Genomic DNA, 20150 nt, shown 5'->3' with positions numbered 1-20150 from the left:
CCTCAACCAGCATGTTCATGACCCTCTGACTGTTCGTCGTCCCGACCACAACGGGCCATGTCGAAGACCGTGACGGGCCTCAGAGGAAAGCGCACGTTGTAGGTGCCGACCTCACCGATCGGCTGGCCGGTTTCGCTTGCGATCATCTGGGAGACAATCGGCCCGCAGATGCGCCCCTGACAGGCGCCCATGCCACACCGTGTAAAGGCCTTGGCCTGGGAGGGACCGATGGCGCCATCATTGATGGCCGACCGAAGGGTGCCCGCACTCACCTCTTCGCAACGGCAGACGATAGTCGTATCGCTCGGCGCGGCGACGGAAATGTGCGGCGGATAAAGCGCGTCGAGAAAGGGGCGAAAGGCGCGTTCTCGCGCAAGTGTTGCCGACGCCCGGCGAAGCGTTGCACGCGAGCGGTCGTCGCTGCGTCCCATCCGCTCCAGAATGCGACCTACAGCCATCTCGGCGGATGCGGGCGCCGCAATCGCGCCGTTGATCGCAGCGCCATCGCCTACGACATAGACATGCGCGATACTGCTTTCCCCGAAGCCGTCGATGTCCGGGCGCAGGCATTTCTGCCTATCGTCCCACACATGCGCGCAGCCCAGAGCACGGGATAACTGCGTGTTCGGAATGATACCTTCATGGATCAGCAGCATGTCGACGTCGAGTTGGTGGTGGGTTCCATCCGCTTCGAAGCGGATGGCATCGACCCGGTCGCCACCCGAGGCTGACAGGCTGGAGACGTTGCGATGAACAGGAATTCCGGCGCGGCCGATGTCGCGCATCAGGCGCAGACCCCTGGAAATCTTATCGAAATTGCGCAGCAGCCCACTGAAATTTGCGAGTGCGGCGGACAAGCCAAACCGGCTCGGAGACGTATCGAGAATGGCGGCAATCTCGACCCCCAGCCCCAACAGTTGCGAAGCGAACAACAGCGTCAAGGGGCCGTTTCCGGCGAGCACAATCCGGCCAGCCGGTACCATCGCCGATGTCTTCAACAGGAGTTGCGCCGCGCCAATGCCCATGACACCGGGCAGTGTCCAGCCTTCAAAAGGGACCGGACGTTCGATTGCCCCATTCGCCAGGACAAGATCAGCAAATGCCAGGCGCCGGGAAACGCCATCGTGGCTGTAGCTGACCACACCGCCGGTTTCAGCCATATCGATCCGCCAGAGGCTCGTCCCGAAATAGATCGTCACGTCGGCTGCCCGCAAGCTTGCGATTGCTCTCGCTCCCTGCTGATAATCTGCCCCAAGAGCACTACCGAGAGCACTTGTGTTCCGGAACGGCCCATCCTCCACGCCTCGATAGATCTGACCACCGGCGCTCGGGCGCTCATCGAGCAGTGCCACGGACAGCCCGTGTCTCGCTGCCATGACGGCTGCCGCCATTCCGGCAGGACCTCCCCCCACCACGCAAAGATCGAAGGCCTGGATCATAGCTGCGGCTTTCTTTCCGAGGAGGTGATTGCGATTCCGACTTGGCGCCTGATCCGCATGCCCGGCTCTACACGCCGCAGACAGCCCTGCTGATTTGGCACGTCGTCGATCTCGATGAGACATTCGAAACATATGCCCATCATGCAGAACGGCGCCCGCTCGGAACCGGACAGGATGCTGTGGCGGTAAGGGCGCGCGGCATGGAGCATGACCACTGCCGCCACGGTGTCACCCTCCCGGCACAAGACGTCATGGCCGTCGATCTCGACGCTTACGGTTTTTCGATCGTCGATCACGTTCAACTTGCTGAACATCGATCATTCCTCTCGGTTTTGCATGGACCTGCGGAACCAGGGGCCACTTGCCATGACGGACGAAACCCTCGCTCCTCTAAGACGCAGACGTCCGGAACGTATGTTTGGCGTGCCATATGCAGGGGCACGATCGAAGCCGGCAAATCCGATCGCCATCGTGAATCGGGATGAGGCCTTCGGAAAACGATGTGAACGTTGCGCCCGCTCTCGCGCCGGTATCGGTCAGTGAAGGATCTGGCTGAGAAAGAGCTTCGTGCGTTCGTGCTGTGGATTGTCGAAGAATTCGGCCGGTGCGTTCTGCTCGACGATCTGTCCCTGATCCATGAAGATGACCCGATTGGCGACCTGTCGCGCAAACCCCATTTCATGCGTGACACAGACCATCGTCATGCCTTCGTCAGCCAAGCCCACCATCGCATCGAGAACCTCCTTGACCATTTCCGGATCAAGCGCCGATGTCGGCTCGTCGAACAGCATGATCTTCGGCGTCATGCAGAGCGCCCGGGCTATGGCGACACGCTGCTGTTGGCCACCGGAGAGCTGGCCGGGATATTTGTTGGCTTGCTCTGGAATCTTGACCCGCTTCAGATAGTGCATGGCGATTTCTTCGGCGTCCTTGCGCGACATCTTGCGAACCCAGATCGGCGCAAGGGTACAATTTTGCAGAATGGTCAGATGCGGAAACAGGTTGAAGTGCTGGAACACCATGCCGACCTCGCGACGCACCTCGTCGATCTTCTTCTGATCATTGGTGAGTTCGATCCTGTCGACGATGATCTTTCCCGACTGGTGCTCCTCCAGTCGATTGATGCAACGGATCATCGTCGATTTTCCGGAGCCCGATGGGCCGGCAATGACAATGCGCTCGCCCTTCCTGACCTGAAGATCAATGTCACGCAAGACATGGAATTCACCGAACCACTTGTTCATGCCGATGAGTTCGATCGAAAAATCAGGCCGGGCCGCAGGGGTTATTAGTTGAGCTTCTGCCATAATCTGTGTCCTGGATCTGCAAGTCGAAAAAGCTTGGCCCGGGAGCCGAATATGCTCCCGGCACCGCCGATCAGCTGGGAATTGCGACAGTGAATTGTATCTCGACCCGGATCTCCGGCAATCCGAGAACGGCCTCGACCGTCGCGCGCGCCGGTGGCGCGTCCTTGTCGATCCAATCGACCCAGGCAATGTTCATCTGATCGAAGTCGGCGATGTCGCGAAGCCAGATGGTTGCACTGAGTATAGATGCGCGGTTGGATCCGATCTGCTCCAGGTAACCATCAGCCTTGGACAGGATCTGCGCTGTCTGACCGAGGGTATCCTGCTGCTTGTCGTCGGCGGTCAGCCCTGAAAAATAGGCGATCCCATTGTGAACGACGACACGGCTCAGCCGCTCGGTCTTGTCAATTCTCTGTATCGTCATGATCTTTCTCCCATGCCATTTTTTGCTGCGATGAACCGATCCGGCCGGAAGTCAGAGAGACTTTCATGGACGCGGCCCCGAACGACCTCGTCGGCAATCGCCTTGCCGAGATAGGGTGCAATCGTCACCCCACTATGAGTGACCGCAGCGTAGTAGCCGCTGACGCCTGGAACCCAACCGCTGCAGGTCAGGCGGTCGCTCGGAATCGGACGCATGGTCGTCCGGATGGATTCGAGATCGTCCGGCTGAACTGCTGGCAGCACCCGGCGCACGGCATCGATCAGGAGGCCGGCTTCCCTGCCCTTCGGATCGAGGTCACCCAATTCCGGGACGACATCATCCACTGAGATCTTGTGGATCATCAGGCGCCCGGCACCATCGGGCCGGACATCGAGATCGTCCATGTGAAATTGCCGCTGCAGCGTCGATGCAACCGGCAAGGTAAAGCCGAGAACGCCGACATTCGACGCCATGGGGATAGACGGAACACCTTCGAGCTTGCGATCAGCCCAACTGCCCGTGCAGTTGATGACAACGTCTGCCTCGTAGACATTGCCGTTTGTCGTGCGCACCGTCTTCGTCTCACCGCTCATGTCAATCGCCGCGACAGGGGAGAAGGCATGGATCGACGCATTCCATCTCTCCCTGGCCGCCCGCAAAAGGCTGGCGGAATAGAGGACCGGATGAACCCAGCCTTCTTCCGGATAGTAGACGATCGGAGACTTGGCGATGGCGGATAGATCGATCTCGGGCTCCAGCTCAGCCAGGCGATCTTTGCTGATCCACTCGACACCGTAGCCCCAGTCCCGCATCTGGTCGGCATTTTCCGCCTGCGCAGCCCAGTCCTCTTCCTTCGAATACCATTCGAGGCTGCCGGTCTGGTTGAACCACGGCGCATTGCCGAATTCCCGGCTGAGGTCCAGATGCGCGCGCATGCCGGCAACGTTCAGGGCGAAATAGCTCTGCGGTCTCTTTCCGGTCGCGTTGGTCCAGGCAAAACTGGCCGCGGACGCTCCACCGGCAATCTTTCCGGCTTCCAGCACCGTGACCTGCGCCCCGGCCTTGGCCGTTTCATATGCCACTGAACTCCCGATGATCCCTGCCCCTATGACGACAACGCGCATTCTATTCTCCGGTACAAATTTCGACGATTCTGTCGTGCTTCGAAGCGAAGCTGGCGCCGAGTTGGCGATGTCTGATGTTTTGGAGAAGGGGGTGTTTTAGGTCAAACAACCGCATCGGGGCCGCTTATAATGAATAGTTATGAAGCGCTGGCGGGCTTGCCGGAAAGCTTGGAAATGCGGGAGCTATGAGAAATCAGGGGAACGTGTCGCCCTGCAGTTATGAAGTTTCCCCGCCCGGACCATTTTCGCAATGATATCTCTTAGGGCACCTGAAATGTCAGAGGTACCCCATGTCTTTGCGCTCCCCGCAAATCGTAAGCCCCACAGCCGGATTGCTCGTTGTCGATGGACCGACCGTCGAGGCGCTCGTGACGCAGCAGGATGCCATCGACCTGACGGAGGCGGCATTGCGAAAGACGTCCAACCGCATTGCGCATCAGGATATCAGACGCACTCTGGATCTGCCGGGAGCGGATGGCGCCTGCCTCTCCGTGATGTATGCCTCCCCCGGCGACCGACCGCTGTTCGGGGCCAAAGTCCTCTCGGTCAGTCCGCAGAATTTCCAACATGGCCTGCCATCCCATCAGGGCGGCGTGCTCTTGTTCGAAAAGGAGCATGGGCGTCCGGTCGCCTTGATCAACGGACACGCAATCACCGGTCTGCGCACACCCGCTGCCAGTGCCGTCGCGACACGAACCCTCTCCCGCCCGGAATCCTGTTGCCTGGCGATGATCGGTTATGGCGAGCAGGCTGCCCGGCACATTGAAGCGATCGCGCTCGTACGCCCGATCAGGCAGGTTCACGTGTGGGGGCGCGATCCGCAAAAGGCCAAGCTGTTCGCCGACGTTCAAAGCCGGAAGGGTTACCCGACAACGGTCTATCCGACTGCTCGGCAGGCCGTCGAAGGCGCCGATATCGTCTGCACCGTCACATCAGCAAAATTTCCTGTGCTGGAAGGCAAATGGGTCTCGGACGGAACGCATATCAATGCGGTCGGCGCCAGCATCGCCTCGCTCAAGGAACTGGACACGGAATGCGTCATTGGTTCCAGCATCTGGGTGGACTATATGCCGATGGCCATGACCTCGGCGTCGGATCTGTTCGAGCCGCTCGCCGACGGCAGCCTCGACCCCACAAGGATTATCGGAGAAATCGGCGCGGCCCTGAATGGTCAGGTCCGGGGCCGCAGCACCCCGTCCGAAACCACCTTGTATCGTTCGCTGGGCGTTCCCGCACAAGACATCGAACTTGCGAATTTCATTTACCAGAAGGCGAAAGACCTCGGTCTCGGCGTCGAAGTCTCATTGTAAGGATATTCCCATGCTGGCCAGCCAAAGGCATCTGTTTTCCATTCCCGACGACGTCACCTATCTGGACGTGGCCTATATGTCGCCCATCCCCAAGAGTGCCGTCGAGGCCGGCATTCGCGGCGTGAAGGTCAAGGCAGCGCCCTGGGAAATGACCATCAATTCCTATTATGACGAAGTGGAAAAGGCCCGGGCACTCGCGGCCTCCTTCATCGGCGCACAGCCGGACGACGTAGCGATCGTTCCGGCGACCAGCTACGGCATCGCGGTCGCCGCTGCGAACGTGTCGGTCGCTGCAGGATCCGTGATCCTGATGATGGAGAACGAACATACCTCGCATCGATACGCATGGTTGGAACTGGCCAAACAGACGGGCGCACGTGTCGTAACCGTACAGCGGTCGCCGCATGAAGCATGGGCGGACAAGCTCATCGCTGCGATCCGGAGTTCGGAGGCGCCGGTCTCGGTCGTCGCGGGAACGATTGTCCACTGGTTCGAGGGAACGCATGTCGACATCGAAGCAGTGGCAGAAGCAACACGTGAGGCCGGCGCAAGCCTGGTGATGGACGGCACCCAATGGGTGGGTGCCGTGCCTTTCGATGTGACCCGTGTTCGCCCGGATTTCCTGACATTCGCGACCTACAAGTTTCTTCTCGGCCCATACCGGCTTGCCTTTCTCTACGCCAATCAGGACTGGCAGCAGAAAGGACGCCCGCTTGAATTTCATTCCTGGAACCGTGCGGGAGGCGAACGCCCCGATTTCTACCTGCAAACGATGCTGGACTATCTGCCGGGCGCCCGTCGGTTCGACATGGGTGAGCGCTCCGACTTCGCCGTCCTGCCGATCGCCATCGAATCGATGGGACTCTTGCAGCAATGGGGCGGAGAGGCCGTGCATGAGCGGCTTCTGCACCTCAATCGCTGCATCTGGCAACAGGCGGAAAAACATGGGTTTTCCGGACCGGACGAGGCTCTGCGGACCGGGCATATTTCCGTCGTGGATCTCGGGGAGCAATACCGCGACGATCTGGCCAAACGACTGAGGGAAAAGAAAGCCTTTGTCACCATCCGGGGCAGCAAGATGCGCATCACGCCGCATGTCTACAATGACGAGGCGGACATTGTGAAACTGTTCGAGATCGTCGAGACGCTCACCCGATAGGGTCAGCCGATAAAAGAAAATGGGGCACTCAGGAACCTGTGAGTGCCCTGACGCCGCGGTCGACACCGTTCATATAGTCCCTGGTGGACTGGATGAGGTGTTCGACAAAGGTATCGGCGACCGACGAGGCGATCGTACCCCATGGCCTATAGACGCTCAGGTTGATGTCGAGGTGAGGCTGGAAGTCGCGTATTTCGATGGGCAGGTCCCTCGCCATCCATGCAGACAGCCTGTCGATGACGGCAACACCCACGCCATTGGCAACCAGATTGGCGCAGGTGTTCGAAAGAGCGGCTTCGATCTTCAGCGAACGCGCCACGCCGCGTTCTTCGCACAAGGCATCCAGTTGCCGCCGCATCGGGTCGCCGACACCCAGCGAGACGAAATTCAGCCCTTCCAGATCGTCAACCTGCACGACCGAGAGCCTGCTCAACGGATGGCCCTTGGGCATGATACACACCGGTGGCGTCGCGACCAGCGCCCGCCGGACCACGGACGGCGTCTCGTCATTGACCTCGGCCGCGACCCCGATATCGAGCTGGTTCCGGCTTGCATGCTGAATGATCGTGGATGAGCTTCTGATGTCGACGGTCACGGCAACATCGGGATAGTCCTTGGTGAAACTTGCGATGATCGACGGCAGCAATGTCAGGCCGAATGCCGGCAGCGCCGACACATTGAGCCGGCCGCTCCGCAACTCCTTGATCTCCCGCGCCACCCTCGAAATACCCCGCACGGTCTCGTAAACGCGCCGCACTTCTGCATGCAGCATGTGCGCCTCGGGCGTTGGGATCAGGCGCTGGCGATGATTGCGGAAAAGCGGAAATCCTGCCTTCGTCGTCAGTTGAAGCAGGATCTTGCTGACGGCGGGCTGCGTGATGTTGAGCGCATCGGCAGCCTTAGTCGTCGTGCCATGCGACATGACCGCAGCGAAGACTTCAATCTCCCGAGGTGTGAATTCGCCGTCATTGGTCAGCAACTCGATCTCCCAAACAGGTATGGCATGCAGACGATCACCCCATCAAGAGTATGAGGGTAATCGTCTTTCGACAAACTTGAACCCGGATGTGATGACGATTGCCAGCATAAAATAGGCGAAAGCTGCCGCGAGAAGGGGCTCGTAGACGCGAAAGGTTTGCGCGCGGACGAGGTTTGCCGCACCCATGAGTTCGAAAAGCGTGATGGTCGCGGTCAATGCGGTGCCCTTCAGCAGCAGGATGTTCTGCCCGCCGATGGCCGGCAAGGCCAGCCGGAATGCCTGCGGCAGAAGGATCGAACGCAGAATCTGGCGTTTCGACAGGCCCAGGGATCTGCCGGCCTCGCTCTGGCCACTTGGGACGCCCTGCAAGGCTCCGCGCCAGATCTCGCTGCAATAGGCGGCCGTGTTGAGGGACAACGCAAAGAAGGCATAGCTGTAGGCGCTGCGGAACAGTGGCCACAGGGGACTATAGCGAATGCTCGGGATGCCGGACAGGATCTGCCCGACGCCGAAATAGACAAGGTAGAGCTGGACCAGAAGAGGCGTGCCCCGGAAGGCGAGGACAAATCCGATCGCCGGATATCGCAACCAGCGCGATGGCGACAGCCTGGCCAGTGCGACAGGGATGGCCAGCGCATTGCCGACCAGCGCGCATCCGACGAACAACAGGATCGTCGATTGCAGTCCGGTCAACAACTGCGTTGCGAGATAGGTGCCAAAATCCGACATGCTATTTTTGCCTCCAGACGTGGTAAGATCTCACTTCGCAGAAGTGCAGCAAGGCTGTCGAAGCGGCCGACATCACCAGAAACATGAATGCGATTGCCGAATAGAACAGGAAGTAATGCCGTGTCGCACCCGCGGCCATCTTTCCCGCAAGTACGAGTTCGGTGAACCCGATGAGGCTGACGAGTGAACTCTCCTTGAGAACGACCAGCCATAGATTGCCCAATCCCGGCAGAGCCAAAGGGACCATCTGCGGCATCACGACCAGAAGAAACGTCTGACGGCGTGTCAGACCGACGGCATAGGCTGCCTCCGATTGTCCGGCCGCGACCGCGACGATCGCGCCCCGCAGGACTTCGGTGCTGTAGCCGCCCTGGACGATGCCGAGAGAAATCGCCGCCGCGACGAAGCCATTCAGCTGGAAGTCCGCCAGCAGGCCGGTCATGCCAAGAAGCGATCTCAGGGCATCGGTTGCCGAATAGTAGACCAGGAAGATGATGAGAATGTCCGGGATCGAGCGAATGATCGTGGTGTATCCGGCGGCAATGCCCCTTGCGACCGGGCTTTTCGACACCTTCGCGATTGCGCCGATCAGGCCAATACAGAGACCAATGAGATATGCGCTGATTGATATGCCGAGGCTCAGGCAGGCGCCACGAACCAGTTCATCGCCCCAGCCCTGGTCGCCAAAACCGAGTAGGGTTAGCCAAGAGACCGTCGAGTCCATGCTGCATGTGTTCCAATTCGACAAGGAGAGTGCCAGCGGCCAAGTGGCCAGCCGGCACCGATTTTGAATTCAAGAATCAATCACCGTAAATGTCGAAGTCAAAGTAACGCTTGGTGATCGTGTCGTATTCACCGCTTGCGCGAACCGCCTTGATCGCCACGTTGAGACGATCCCGAAGGGCAACGTCTTCTTTGCGGACGCCACCGCCGTCGCCATAGCCAAACATCTTCTCATGCGGCATCTCGACCTTGATCTCGTAGGCCTGCCCCTCCGGCTTCTTCAGGAAATCGGAGATCTGAATGGCAGAGGCCGCCATGAGATCGACACGTCCTGCCTGCAGATCTGCGATCTCGTCGTCCAGTGTCGGATAGAGCTTGAGATCGGAAACGCTACCGAACTTCTCCTGCATATAGGTTGCCTGAAGGCTGGCGCTCTGAGCGGCGACAGCGACACCTTTGAACGTGTCAGGCTTGGTCACGTCGAATGCCCTGGTGTCGGCCTTGGCGCCGACGAGCACGTTCGCCGAATAGTAGTATTTGTCGGTGAAATCGATCACTTCCTTGCGCTTGTCGGTGATCGACATCGAGCTCCAGATGACGTCGAATTTCTTCTCGAGCAAGGCCGGGATGATCCCATCCCAGGCAATATCGACGATCTCGCACTTTGCTTTCATTTCCGCGCAAACGGCATCCATGAGATCGATTTCCCATCCCTGCCATTTGCCGCTCGCATCCTTGACGGAGAAGGGCGCGTAGGGCTCGGCGGCGACCCCGAAGCGCAACACTTCGTCTGCCGCCATCGACGCGCTGGCGGCTCCCAGCGGCGCGACAAGAATAGACAATGCAATCAAGATTTTTTTCATTTTCATTCCCCTTTTGGTTTGTATGGTCGTCTTGGGTTCTCGCCTCAGCGCGCCTCCACCGTGCGAAGCGCTTCGCATACCGAAAACAGCTTCGCGTCGGTATCGGGTCGCGTCGAGATTTGAATGGATGCCGGCAGCCTGCCCTGCGTCTTCAGAGGCATGGCAAGCGTCGGAAGTCTGAGAAAATTCGCCCACCGGCGGAAGGTGCCGCCCGCAAGGCCGTATGGCACGACGTCGACGCCGACGGCTGTCATCTCGTCGGACAGGCGTGGCGCCAATCCGGGTGCAACGGGGGCCGCGAGAAGATCCGCCTCCGACATCACCTGCTGAAACGCCTCACAGGCCTCAGCGCGAAACGCGAGTGCCATCTCGTAGGTCGCCGTATTTATGGCAACACCCGCCGCCAGAAAGCTACGCACCTGGTTGCCGACCGCTTCAGGCTTGCTGCCGATGAGATGCGCATACTGTTCGGCAAACTCGAATTGCAGGATCGTCAAGCCCGCATCCTTGACCCGTTCGGCGAGCGGGAACTCCAGATGCTGGATGCAGGCACCCGCCTCCTCCAGTGTTCGCAGCCACCCGGCATGTGCATCCGCCACGACAGGATCGATCGCTGCGGCATGGAGATCCGGGCAAAGGCCGATCCGAAGGCCTGCAAGCTCGACCACCTCCCGTTGTGGAACATCGCCGCCTTGACTGGCGAAATGGACCAGGCGTGCATCTTCGATGCTGTTCGCAATCGGGCCGATAGTATCCAGGCTGGGGGCCGTCGGACGGACCCCAGCAACATCGACACGGCCATTCGTCGGCTTGAACCCGACGAGACCGGTGGCTGCGGCCGTAGACCGGTTCGACCCGCCGGTATCCGTTCCAAGGGCTGCGACGCAATAGCCTGCGGCAACGGCTGCAGCAGAACCGCTGCTTGTTCCCCCAGTCCCGCGGGATGGATCAAGCGGATTGGTGACTTTCCCGAACCAAGGGTTTTCATGACTTCCGGCCGTCAACTCATGCAGGTTCGTCTTCCCGACGATCACGGCTCCGGCAGCGCGGAGGTTTTTGACGCAGGCAGCGTCGTCTGCCGCGACATGATCCTGGAAAAGGCGCGACCCGGACGTGGTCGGCCAGCCTTTGACGTCGATGACATCCTTGATGGCGATCGGGATGCCATGGAGTGGTCCGCGGCTCCGGCCAGAGCGAAGCTCCGTTTCCATGCGCCGTGCATCGTCAATTGCCTCGTCGCGGCCGACGAAGATCATCGCCTTGCAAGCGTCATTGCTGCGCTCGATCCGGGCGAAACAGCCCTCAACGAAAGCCACCGGAGACAGACCGTCGGCAAAATCCCTCTGTATCCGAGCAATCGACCGAGGAGTGTAATCTGTCATTGCGTTCAGCCCGCCTGTTGGTCCTTGCGACCGTCAGATGCAAGCTAACAGGAAGCTCCAGCCGGCCCTAATTCCCAGGAGCGCGCGGTTAATTACCAATTGTTATTAACCCCATGCCACATGCATGTGGTTCTCAAGACAGTCGGGTTGGTCACCTCGCTCGAGCAAGAGACGGTGCAAGGTAGGTAGGGGCAGCTCGCCACCCTGCTCGTTTGTTCCGATCTCGTCACTCTCGCCAGGCTGGGCTACCTGCCGTTCAGTCCGTCAGGTGGCGCGTTGCTCTTCCATCTCCTGAGCAAGCTCTACGAACGTACAAGTGTCGTCATCACCACCAACCTCAGCTTCAGCGAATGGGCCAGCGTCTTCGGCGATGCCAAGATCACCACCGCGCTGCTCGACCGTCTGACACACCACTGCCACATCCTCGAAAACGGAACTCTTCTATCCACGAGACTGGAAGGCCATCAGAATCGAACAGTTCGTCGCCGAGGTGGATGCCTATATCCGCTGGTACAACGAGGAGCGTATCAAGATATCGCTGGGATCGCTCAGCCCGGTCGAATATCGTAAGAGCCTCGGCCCGAACTTATGAAGCAGTCCAACTTTTTATCCGCACCCCTTACCGGGTCAGTTCTCAATGGAAATCAACACACATTCATCGTTTCGGCGGTTAGGGCCAATCGGCATATCCCGTTGAAAGCTTGGCGGTCCCTCCTCCGAAAGAGTTGCGTGCAAGCTTGCGGTACTTAAGAGGCGTATGACCGGTACGAGTTGTGAAAAAGCGATTGAAATAGGTTGGATCGCGGAAGCCAAGGGCATCAGAAATCTTTTGAATGCTATGAACCGACCGTTCTAGTCGCAACCTGGCTTCCTGAATCACTCTCTCATGCAGTAACTGGATCGGTGAGCGCCCTAATTCGCGCCGGCAAACTGCGTGCAGCCTGTCCGTGGTCATCCCGAGATGTCGAGCGTAGTCCGAAATTGGCCGATGCTGTAGGAACCAGCCCTCAACCAACTGTCGATAACGCTGCAGAAGTGAGACCTGCACGGCCCGTCCTGCCTGCTCCGCATCACCGGATCCTTCAGCACGCCAGACTGTCATCAGGATCAAACGCAGGTACGCTGACAGCATCATCCAAGATGCCTGATCCGCATCCCGCACTTCGCCGACGTAACCCGCAAACAATGGTTTCATCTCATCTGAAAGCCCCGGTTGAGAGCTGTTAGCTAGCGCTAGTTGCTGGGTAAGAATACACAAAGAGTAAGATTCCACCTGCTCGCCTATTGCATCCACCAGCATGTGAGAGGAGGTCCCGATCAGGAAACCGTGTGCTCCCGCTGAAATTGTGAGTTCGTACTGTCTATGTGCCGGAAGCGAGGCAATCGCGTGATTGGTCTGCCCCTGAAAAGTGATCCTTCTTGAAGTATGGCTTATGAGCCGAGGAAGGAATTGAAATGGCAGCGAAAAGACACAAGGCAGAAGAGCTCGTCACGAAGCTTCGTCAGGTTGACGTGCTGAATGCGCAAGGCAAATCGATGGCGGAGGCGATCCGGTCAATAGGCGTGACGGAAGTTACATATTACCGCTGGCGAGCAGAATATGGTGGCCTGAAGGGCGATCAAGTGAAGCGATTGAAGGAGCTGGAGACCGAGAACGCTCGTCTCCGGCGGGCAGTTTCCGATTTGACCCTGGACAAGATGATCTTGGCAGAGGCTGCCAGGGGAAACTTTTAAGCCCCGCTCGCCGCCGTGCCTGTGTGGATCATATCACCGCAGAACTGGGTGTGTCCGAACGACGGGCATGCCAGGTTCTCGGTCAGCATCGTTCCACGCAGCGCAAGATCGCCAAGACTCCGGATGACGAGGCGGCATTGACCGCCGACATCACGGCGCTCGCGCTCCAATATGGCCGTTACGGGTATCGTCGCATCGCGGCGATGCTGCACCAGGCGGGTTGGATCGTGAACGTCAAACGGGTCGAGCGGATATGGCGGCGTGAGGGGCTGAAAGTTCCCGGCAAGCAAACCAAGCGCGGTCGGCTCTGGCTGAACGACAGCTCGTGCATCCGGCTTCGGCCGGAATACTTCAACCATGTCTGGTCCTACGATTTTGTCGAGGACCGAACCCACAATGGAAGGAAAATCCGCATGCTCGCGACAAACGCTGCGCGATTGCGCCTATGTGATTGATGAGTTCACACGAGAATGCATCGCCATCAGGGTCGAAAGAAAGCTGAAGGCCGTCGACGTCATCGATGCGCTCTCCGATCTCGTCATCCTGCGCGGCATTCCTGCGCATATTCGTTCGGACAACGGCCCGGAATTTATTGCCAAGGCTTTGAGAGAGTGGATTGCGCTGGTCGGTGCCAAAACGGCCTACATCATGCCCGGCAGTCCCTGGAAGAACGGCTACTGCGAAAGCTTCAACTCCAAACTCCGGGACGAGCTACTCAACGGCGAAATCTTCTACACGCTCAAGGAAGCAAAAATCATCATCGAGGGGTGGCGGCGGCACTACAAGACTGTTCGTCCGCACTCGTCCTTAGGCTACAAACCAACGGCAACCGAAGCCACCGTGTGGTCGCGCCAGAATGGCCCTGCTTCAACTCCCGCAGTGGCGGCGAGACCCAGTATGCACCAACATTAATCCCCGGATCACCCCACGGGGGCAGGCCAATCCGAGGAGAGCAGACGCTGGTGGAATTATCCCAACAGTTTGACGTACACGCAAACCAGATCAAGCAATGGAAAGACCAGCTTCTTGGGGGTGCGACAGGCGTTTTCGGTGACGAAGCCAAAGCGGAATCGGCGGATCCAACCGTCGATGTCAAAACGGGGCAGACTTCAGCCGTGCATTCAAGCGGAAGTTCAATGACACGTCGAGCGATACCCGCCACCATTTCTTGCAAGCAAGCTACATTGTGAAGCAGATCCTTGAGAATCCGGCACCGCAAAGATACTCACCTTCCTGTTGCGACGGCTCGAATTCCGAACTGCCTTTCGCAAAGGGTGTCGATGAGAAACTGTACGCAGCTACGCCTAGGCTTTTATCATCGTCATCCACGGTTAAAGTTCATGTGGCAAGCGAAAGGTTTTATCAACCTGCCGAATGATCACGAACAATGAAATCAGATGGTTATGGTTTGATCTTCGTTGATCGATTGTATTTATCGGCCAAACTGGACGATCGATTCAGCAAGCATTCAATCCGCATATTTCAAATCAACTAATCTATTGCAAAGGGGCAAACTACCCCCTAGGGTATCTGCAACTTTTGCAAGAACATTTAATGCTCCGATACTCATTGGGTTTTGGCCTGAATATGGAGACGTGCATGGAAATGCTTGACCCGCACTGCGATCCCTGGAGTTCCTTCGCTTCAACTGGCCGACTTCCTCCCGATGATGCGGCAATCAAGTCGGTCACATATGCACAAGGGCGCTCCGCCTAAGTCGCACAGGAAAGCAGTTCACGGGTGTCCCTGCCGTCGTCGGCGACTTTCCCAGTCTCTTCTGCATCTGTAAAGCCGGAACGGACAGACCATCTATCTCCGTCAGCGTCGACGGACACACATTCACTGCCGCGAGCGTCTCGACGCTGTTCATCTTCGCCTTGGTATGGGGCACCTCCAGCGCTGAAGCTCTGACGAAGGCGCGTCAACGAATGCATAACTGCTCTCGCTTCCTAGCTTTGTGCACCAAGGGAAGCTGGGCGTCCGCGAAGCGTAATCCTTCTGGGACTTTCAGATTTGCGATGAAAACCCGCTCGATGAATTCGTCCTGATCGAGACGCCAGAGTGTCGCCTGAAAGTGAGCATCAAGAACGGCAAGGTCCATAAAATACAATTTGAAGGCCGAGTGGAGACAGACGGATGCCAAATGCCCGCCGCTATGCTGCAATCCTCCCCATTCTATGTAGTGCCATTGTTCTATCCGCCGGACCTCTATCCGCACAGACGGATCTAACTGTCGGGGTCGCAGAGGTAGCCATTGTGGACGTGTCGCCCAAGCATGAGTTTGTCGGGCGTGTTGAAGCCATGGACTCGGTTGATGTTCGTGCCCGCATAGAGGGCTTCATCGAAAGCCGTCTCTTTGATGAAGGACAAGCCATTCGAAAGGGGCAGGACCTCTTCCTGATCGACCAGCGCGCCTCCCAGATCGCTCTCGACGATGCAAAGGCGGCGCTGGCAAGCGCACAGGCTATTCTTGCCGATGCGAAGCGTCGGCTGGATCGTAATCAATCTCTAAGCAGCCAGACCGTTTCCCGCGCAATTCTTGAAGAAAGCCAGGCGGCGAGCGAAACCGCAGAAGCGAGTGTTCTATCTGCCATGGCAAGGGTCGATCAGGCGGAGCTCAACCTAAGTTTCACACGGATATCCTCACCTTTCGATGGACGCATCGGCGCTGCTACATTTTCGGTCGGCAGCTATGTGAGTAATTCTTCCCCTGCGCTCGCACGCGTCGTGGTGGTCGATCCGATCCGCGTGGTGTTTTCCGTCAGTGATCGCTCGATCCTGGAGTTGCGCGCCGCGGCCGGTGGAATCGGCAAGGAGGATTTGGCCAAGCAGTTCGCGCCAAGCCTGCGTCTCTCGGATGGTCAACAATACCAACAGTCTGGCAAGATCGAGTTCTTCGGAAATGAAATCGATGAGCAGACTGGCACGCTTGCCATTCGAACTCTCTTTCCGAACCCCCAGTCGCTCCTCATTCCGGGCCAGTTCGTCACCGTTGTTGTTTCAGAGGTCGAGAAAAAACTACGTCCGGTCGTGCCGCTCGGAGTGGTCCAACAGGACCGTGAGGGAAAATACATCTTTCTGGTCAATGAGAAAAACGAGGCGATCGTCCAGCGGATCCAGGTGTCTGAACAAGTGAGCGGCAACTGGATCGTCGAAGAGGGATTGAAGGGCGGCGAGACACTCGTTGTCGAGGGCCTGCAGAACATATCGGCAGGCGCACAGGTCAAGGCGGTTCCGGCATCCACCGTTGCCGCAGCCGGAAGTGGCGCGGCGATTGTCCCAGGTTCCTCGCCATGAACATATCAGCGCCCTTCATTGAAAGGCCCAGGTTTGCGATGGTGATCGCCGTCGTGATGATCATCGCCGGGGTCGTCGCACTTCTGCAGATTCCTGTTGCCCAGTTCCCGCAGATCACGCCACCGGAAGTCCAGGTGAATGCCAGCTACCCCGGCGCCAATGCCGGTGTCATGACCGATAGCGTCGGTGCACCGATCGAAGATCAGGTCAATGGTGTCGAGGACATGCTCTATATGTCCTCATCGAGCACGAACAACGGCACCTACAGCCTGACTGTAACGTTTGCGGCAGGAACCGACCCCGCAATCGCTCAGGTGAACGTGCAAAACCGGGTAGCCATGGCCACGCCAAGGCTCCCTGCCGCAGTCACCCAGACGGGCGTCTCGGTCAGGGCGCGCTCCTCCAGCATGTTGCTCGGCTTCGCGATCTACTCTCCGAAGGGAACCAAGGACGAAGTCTTCATCAGCAATTATGCCACGATCAACATCCGCGACGCCATCGCGCGCATTCCGGGCGTGGGCGAGGCAAGTGTTTTCGGGCCTGTCTATAGCATGCGGATCTGGATGAACCCGGACAGGATGCAGGCACTGGGTGTCACGGCCGCCGATCTCACCGCAGCCATCCAAGCACAGAACGCACAGGCGTCGGCGGGTCAGCTTGGATCTCCGCCCTCGGCAAGCGGCCAACAACTACAGTTGACCGTCATGGCCAGAGGCAGGCTGGCAAACGAGGCGGAATTCGGGGACATTATCGTCCGCAGTAACCGGGATGGCGCAATCGTGCGTTTGCGGGATGTAGCAAGGGTCGAGCTAGGGGCACAGTCTTATGATACGGCGTCCACGCTGAATGGCCAGCCGAGCGCGACCGTAGTGGTGTACCAGTCCGCAGACGCCAACGCCTTGGCCGTCTCCACCGCTGTCCTTTCTGAGCTTGCAGCCCTGTCAAAGCAGTTTCCCGAAGACGTGTCCTATGCCTTGGTGTTTGACACGACAGCGTTCGTTCGAGAGACCATTCGAGAGATCTTTATTACACTGGCAATTACATTCGCCCTCGTGGTCGCAGTGGTCTATGCCTTCCTGCAAGACTGGCGTGCCACCGTCATTCCCACTTTGACTATACCCGTATCGCTGATCGGCGGCTTCGCGGTGCTCTACGCGCTGGGATATTCGGCAAACACGATAACGCTATTCGCCGTCATCCTCGCGATCAGCCTTGTCGTCGATGACGCTATCATCGTTGTCGAGAACGTGCAGCGCATAATGCACGAAACCGCCGTCGGCGTTCGGGAAGCGACGCTTCGAACGATGAGCCAAGTTACCGGTCCAATTGTCGCAACGACGCTGGTGCTGGCTGCCCTGTTCGTGCCTGTGGCTTTCCTTGCCGGGATAACCGGCGAATTGTACCGCCAGTTCGCCGTGACAATTCTCGTGACCATCACTTTTTCAACGATTAACGCGCTTACCCTCAGTCCGGCGCTTTGCGTGCTCATGCTGCGCCCGCCGGAGCAGCAACGAGGCGGGCTGTTCCAGAAACTGAACACCGGGCTGGACGCCTCCCGGCGCTTCTATCTGCACCTCCTGCCAATGTTCGCAAGAAGGGCACTGATCTCGTCAATTGCATTTCTGGCTATTATCGGCGGCATCATCGGGCTTTTTCGGATTCTACCGACAGGTTTCGTGCCGGCAGAAGACCAGGGCTATCTGTTTATGAACGTCCAGTTGCCGAATGCCGCGGCTTTGGAGCGAACGCAACAGACGTTGACAATGGTAAGTTCCATCCTCCAGCGAACACCGGGCGTGGCCAATACGATCGGCATAGCGGGTTCAAGTATGGTCGGCGGTGGTGGCTCCAATTCGGGCATGATCATTGCTGCACTGAAACCATGGGGGGAGCGTGGGCAGGACCAGAGCGTATTCGCTTTGATGGACAAATTAAGAACCGAATTCGCGGCCATATCGACCGCGTCGGTGGTGGCGTTTAACCCGCCGGCGATACCCGGTCTTGGAAATACTGGCGGTTTCGATTTCAGGCTTCAGGCTCGCGCGGGACAAGGTCCGGAAGAACTCGCGGCAGTCATGCGCGGTCTCATGGTCACAGCCAACAAGGTGCCGGGGCTGACGGGCGTCTTCAGCACGTTCTCGGCTGACGTTCCGCAGGTCTATCTCGACATCGACCGAAAGCGCTCTGAACTCTACGGCGTGACGCCGGCAACGATCTTCAACACGCTACAAGCCCATTTGGGCTCGTCGTATGTCGATGACTTCAATCTGTTCTCGCGCGTTTATCAGATCCGCATCCAGGATGAGCCGAGCTTCCGCGCCCGCACAGAAGACATCCAGCGCCTGCGCGTTCGAAGCCAAACGGGCAATCTCGTCCCGTTACAGGCGATGCTTTCCGTTTCTGCCGCTTATGGTCCTAACGCCGTCAATCGCTACAATCTCTTCCCCTCGGCGGCAATTAACGGACAAGCGGCTTCAGGCACGAGTTCTGGCGAGGCACTGAATACGATGCAGCAACTTGCGGATGCGACCTTGCCGGCCGGGTTCGGCTACGAGTGGACCGGCCTGGCATTGCAGGAGAAGCAGGCTGGCAGTCAGGCAGCAATCATTCTGATCATGGGCATAATGTTCACCTACCTGTTTCTTGTGGCGCAATATGAAAGCTGGAGCGTGCCCATCGCAGTAATGCTCTCAGTTACCGTCGCCGTCCTGGGTGCGCTTTGCGGTCTACTCGTCGGGGGCATCGACCTCGACATCTACGCGCAGATCGGCCTCTTGCTGCTCATCGGACTTGCAGCGAAAAACGCCATCCTCATTGTCGAGTTTGCCAAGGAGAGGCGGGAAGCAGGCCTCAACATCATGGAGGCAGCCGCCGAAGGAGTGTCACAACGGTTCCGGCCAGTCTTGATGACCGCGATGGCGTCGATATTGGGCGTCATACCATTGGCAATCGCGACGGGCGCAGGTGCTGGCAGTCGGCAGGCGATCGGCACCACTGTGTTGGGCGGCCTTTTGCTCGGGACGTTGGTCGGCCTGCTGATGATCCCCCTTCTCTATATCGCGGTGCAGAACACCCGCGAGCGGGTGAAGCGCCGTTTGTTCGGACCCGTGATTGACGAGGGGATTGCCACCAGGGTGAAGCCCGGCGCGATCGAATAGGTCGACACCGACAGGGATCACACATGCTCGATATCTTCCAGGCACTTCCCAATTGCGCTTGAAGACGTGTGGGAACACAGCTGCGTTGTGTCACGTCGCCGTTGGCCGCATGCCTGATGCGTTGATATTTCAAGATTTGTTACAGCCGGCGGCCTTGTGCGCCTTGATGAGATACGAACCGGTGTACCCGTTGCCTAGTTCTGGCTACCACTGCCGGATTCGAAGCAGAATCATTCTGTTGGAGCTTGAAACAAACGCCACCAGCTTAGGACGCCGGATCGGCAACTTACGCTGATAGCCGGGCGGCGTCGAATACGACACCATCTTGGTGGCGCTATTGCGCGATATGTTGAATTGCTTTGCAGCCTGCCGCCGGCTCATCCCTTCTGAAACAGCTAGGCCGCGCACTCATAAACCGGGTTTGCAAATCAGTTTGATTTTGATTCACTGAAGCCTTGATTTGGAGGCTTCTCATGACCCGTCGCCGGTTTGACCTCACCGATTTCGAGTGGAGTGTTATTC

Annotated in this window: 15 protein-coding genes and 4 pseudogenes; 8 read left to right on the top strand and 11 right to left on the bottom strand. The window is 58.3% G+C overall.

The window, feature by feature from the left end; translation table 11 throughout:
* Nucleotides 1-2: 2 nt before the first annotated feature.
* The 5 genes from GVK95_RS08840 to GVK95_RS08820 all read right to left on the bottom strand — a co-directional run bounded on the left by GVK95_RS08840 (nucleotide 3) and on the right by GVK95_RS08820 (nucleotide 4294).
* Nucleotides 3-1439, bottom strand: coding sequence for an NAD(P)/FAD-dependent oxidoreductase (locus tag GVK95_RS08840; RefSeq protein WP_280178062.1), 1437 nt, complete (start codon nucleotides 1437-1439; stop codon nucleotides 3-5).
* Nucleotides 1436-1753, bottom strand: a complete 318-nt coding sequence (locus tag GVK95_RS08835; protein ID WP_159948663.1) for a (2Fe-2S)-binding protein — start codon at nucleotides 1751-1753, stop codon at nucleotides 1436-1438. The genes GVK95_RS08840 and GVK95_RS08835 overlap by 4 nt, the downstream gene beginning before the upstream one ends.
* Nucleotides 1754-1975: 222 nt before the next feature.
* Nucleotides 1976-2746: an amino acid ABC transporter ATP-binding protein gene (locus tag GVK95_RS08830; protein ID WP_159948661.1), complete on the bottom strand. Its 771-nt coding sequence runs from the start codon at nucleotides 2744-2746 to the stop codon at nucleotides 1976-1978.
* 70 nt (nucleotides 2747-2816) lie between these two features.
* The gene (locus GVK95_RS08825) at nucleotides 2817-3170 is read right to left on the bottom strand and encodes a RidA family protein (RefSeq protein WP_159948659.1); all 354 of its coding nucleotides are present in this window, start codon (nucleotides 3168-3170) and stop codon (nucleotides 2817-2819) included.
* Nucleotides 3167-4294: an FAD-binding oxidoreductase gene (locus GVK95_RS08820; RefSeq protein WP_159948657.1), complete on the bottom strand. Its 1128-nt coding sequence runs from the start codon at nucleotides 4292-4294 to the stop codon at nucleotides 3167-3169. The genes GVK95_RS08825 and GVK95_RS08820 overlap by 4 nt, the downstream gene beginning before the upstream one ends.
* Nucleotides 4295-4584: 290 nt before the next feature.
* On the opposite strand from GVK95_RS08820, the gene GVK95_RS08815 reads away from it, so the two are divergent.
* Together GVK95_RS08815 and GVK95_RS08810 are read left to right on the top strand one after the other, a co-directional pair.
* Nucleotides 4585-5604 (top strand): ornithine cyclodeaminase family protein, encoded by a 1020-nt coding sequence (locus GVK95_RS08815; RefSeq protein ID WP_159948655.1) that lies wholly within the window; start codon nucleotides 4585-4587, stop codon nucleotides 5602-5604.
* A gap of 10 nt (nucleotides 5605-5614) precedes the next feature.
* Nucleotides 5615-6763: an aminotransferase class V-fold PLP-dependent enzyme gene (locus tag GVK95_RS08810; RefSeq protein ID WP_159948653.1), complete on the top strand. Its 1149-nt coding sequence runs from the start codon at nucleotides 5615-5617 to the stop codon at nucleotides 6761-6763.
* A gap of 28 nt (nucleotides 6764-6791) precedes the next feature.
* Here GVK95_RS08810 and GVK95_RS08805 read toward each other — a convergent pair whose 3' ends face one another.
* The 5 genes from GVK95_RS08805 to GVK95_RS08785 all read right to left on the bottom strand — a co-directional run bounded on the left by GVK95_RS08805 (nucleotide 6792) and on the right by GVK95_RS08785 (nucleotide 11439).
* Nucleotides 6792-7742, bottom strand: coding sequence for a LysR substrate-binding domain-containing protein (locus GVK95_RS08805; protein WP_244618709.1), 951 nt, complete (start codon nucleotides 7740-7742; stop codon nucleotides 6792-6794).
* A 42-nt stretch (nucleotides 7743-7784) separates the two neighbouring features.
* Complete coding sequence (locus GVK95_RS08800) at nucleotides 7785-8471, bottom strand: ABC transporter permease subunit (RefSeq protein WP_159948651.1); 687 nt, start codon at nucleotides 8469-8471, stop codon at nucleotides 7785-7787.
* Between the two features lies 1 nt (nucleotide 8472).
* Nucleotides 8473-9195, bottom strand: coding sequence for an ABC transporter permease subunit (locus GVK95_RS08795; RefSeq protein WP_159948649.1), 723 nt, complete (start codon nucleotides 9193-9195; stop codon nucleotides 8473-8475).
* Between the two features lie 76 nt (nucleotides 9196-9271).
* Nucleotides 9272-10057, bottom strand: coding sequence for a transporter substrate-binding domain-containing protein (locus GVK95_RS08790; RefSeq protein WP_159948647.1), 786 nt, complete (start codon nucleotides 10055-10057; stop codon nucleotides 9272-9274).
* Between the two features lie 44 nt (nucleotides 10058-10101).
* The gene (locus GVK95_RS08785) at nucleotides 10102-11439 is read right to left on the bottom strand and encodes an amidase (RefSeq protein ID WP_159948645.1); all 1338 of its coding nucleotides are present in this window, start codon (nucleotides 11437-11439) and stop codon (nucleotides 10102-10104) included.
* Between the two features lie 138 nt (nucleotides 11440-11577).
* Here GVK95_RS08785 and GVK95_RS08780 point away from each other — a divergent pair.
* Both GVK95_RS08780 and GVK95_RS08775 read left to right on the top strand, forming a co-directional pair.
* Nucleotides 11578-11868: pseudogene (locus GVK95_RS08780) on the top strand (ATP-binding protein); the annotation flags it as partial.
* A pseudogene (locus GVK95_RS08775) lies at nucleotides 11867-12031 on the top strand (IS3 family transposase); the annotation flags it as partial. The pseudogenes GVK95_RS08780 and GVK95_RS08775, both read left to right, overlap by 2 nt.
* 78 nt (nucleotides 12032-12109) lie before the next feature.
* Here GVK95_RS08775 and GVK95_RS08770 read toward each other — a convergent pair.
* The gene (locus tag GVK95_RS08770; protein WP_159948643.1) at nucleotides 12110-12739 is read right to left on the bottom strand and encodes a response regulator transcription factor; all 630 of its coding nucleotides are present in this window, start codon (nucleotides 12737-12739) and stop codon (nucleotides 12110-12112) included.
* A 155-nt stretch (nucleotides 12740-12894) separates the two neighbouring features.
* On the opposite strand from GVK95_RS08770, the pseudogene GVK95_RS08765 reads away from it, so the two are divergent.
* From GVK95_RS08765 to GVK95_RS08750, 4 genes and pseudogenes are all read left to right on the top strand, one after another.
* A pseudogene (locus GVK95_RS08765) lies at nucleotides 12895-14085 on the top strand (IS3 family transposase).
* A gap of 29 nt (nucleotides 14086-14114) precedes the next feature.
* A pseudogene (locus GVK95_RS08760) lies at nucleotides 14115-14273 on the top strand (IS3 family transposase); the annotation flags it as partial.
* Nucleotides 14274-15309: 1036 nt separating this feature from the next.
* Nucleotides 15310-16470, top strand: coding sequence for an efflux RND transporter periplasmic adaptor subunit (locus tag GVK95_RS08755; RefSeq protein WP_159948641.1), 1161 nt, complete (start codon nucleotides 15310-15312; stop codon nucleotides 16468-16470).
* Nucleotides 16467-19628, top strand: coding sequence for a multidrug efflux RND transporter permease subunit (locus tag GVK95_RS08750; protein WP_159948639.1), 3162 nt, complete (start codon nucleotides 16467-16469; stop codon nucleotides 19626-19628). Before GVK95_RS08755 ends, GVK95_RS08750 begins: the two co-directional genes overlap by 4 nt.
* Nucleotides 19629-20150 lie beyond the last annotated feature (522 nt).

Origin of the sequence: Rhizobium sp. 18065 (genome assembly GCF_902706095.1) — a bacterium.
In the GTDB taxonomy this organism is placed as follows: Bacteria; Pseudomonadota; Alphaproteobacteria; order Rhizobiales; family Rhizobiaceae; genus Allorhizobium.
The sequence above is the reverse complement of the archived record's forward strand: the minus strand, read 5'-3'. Positions and strand labels throughout refer to the sequence as shown.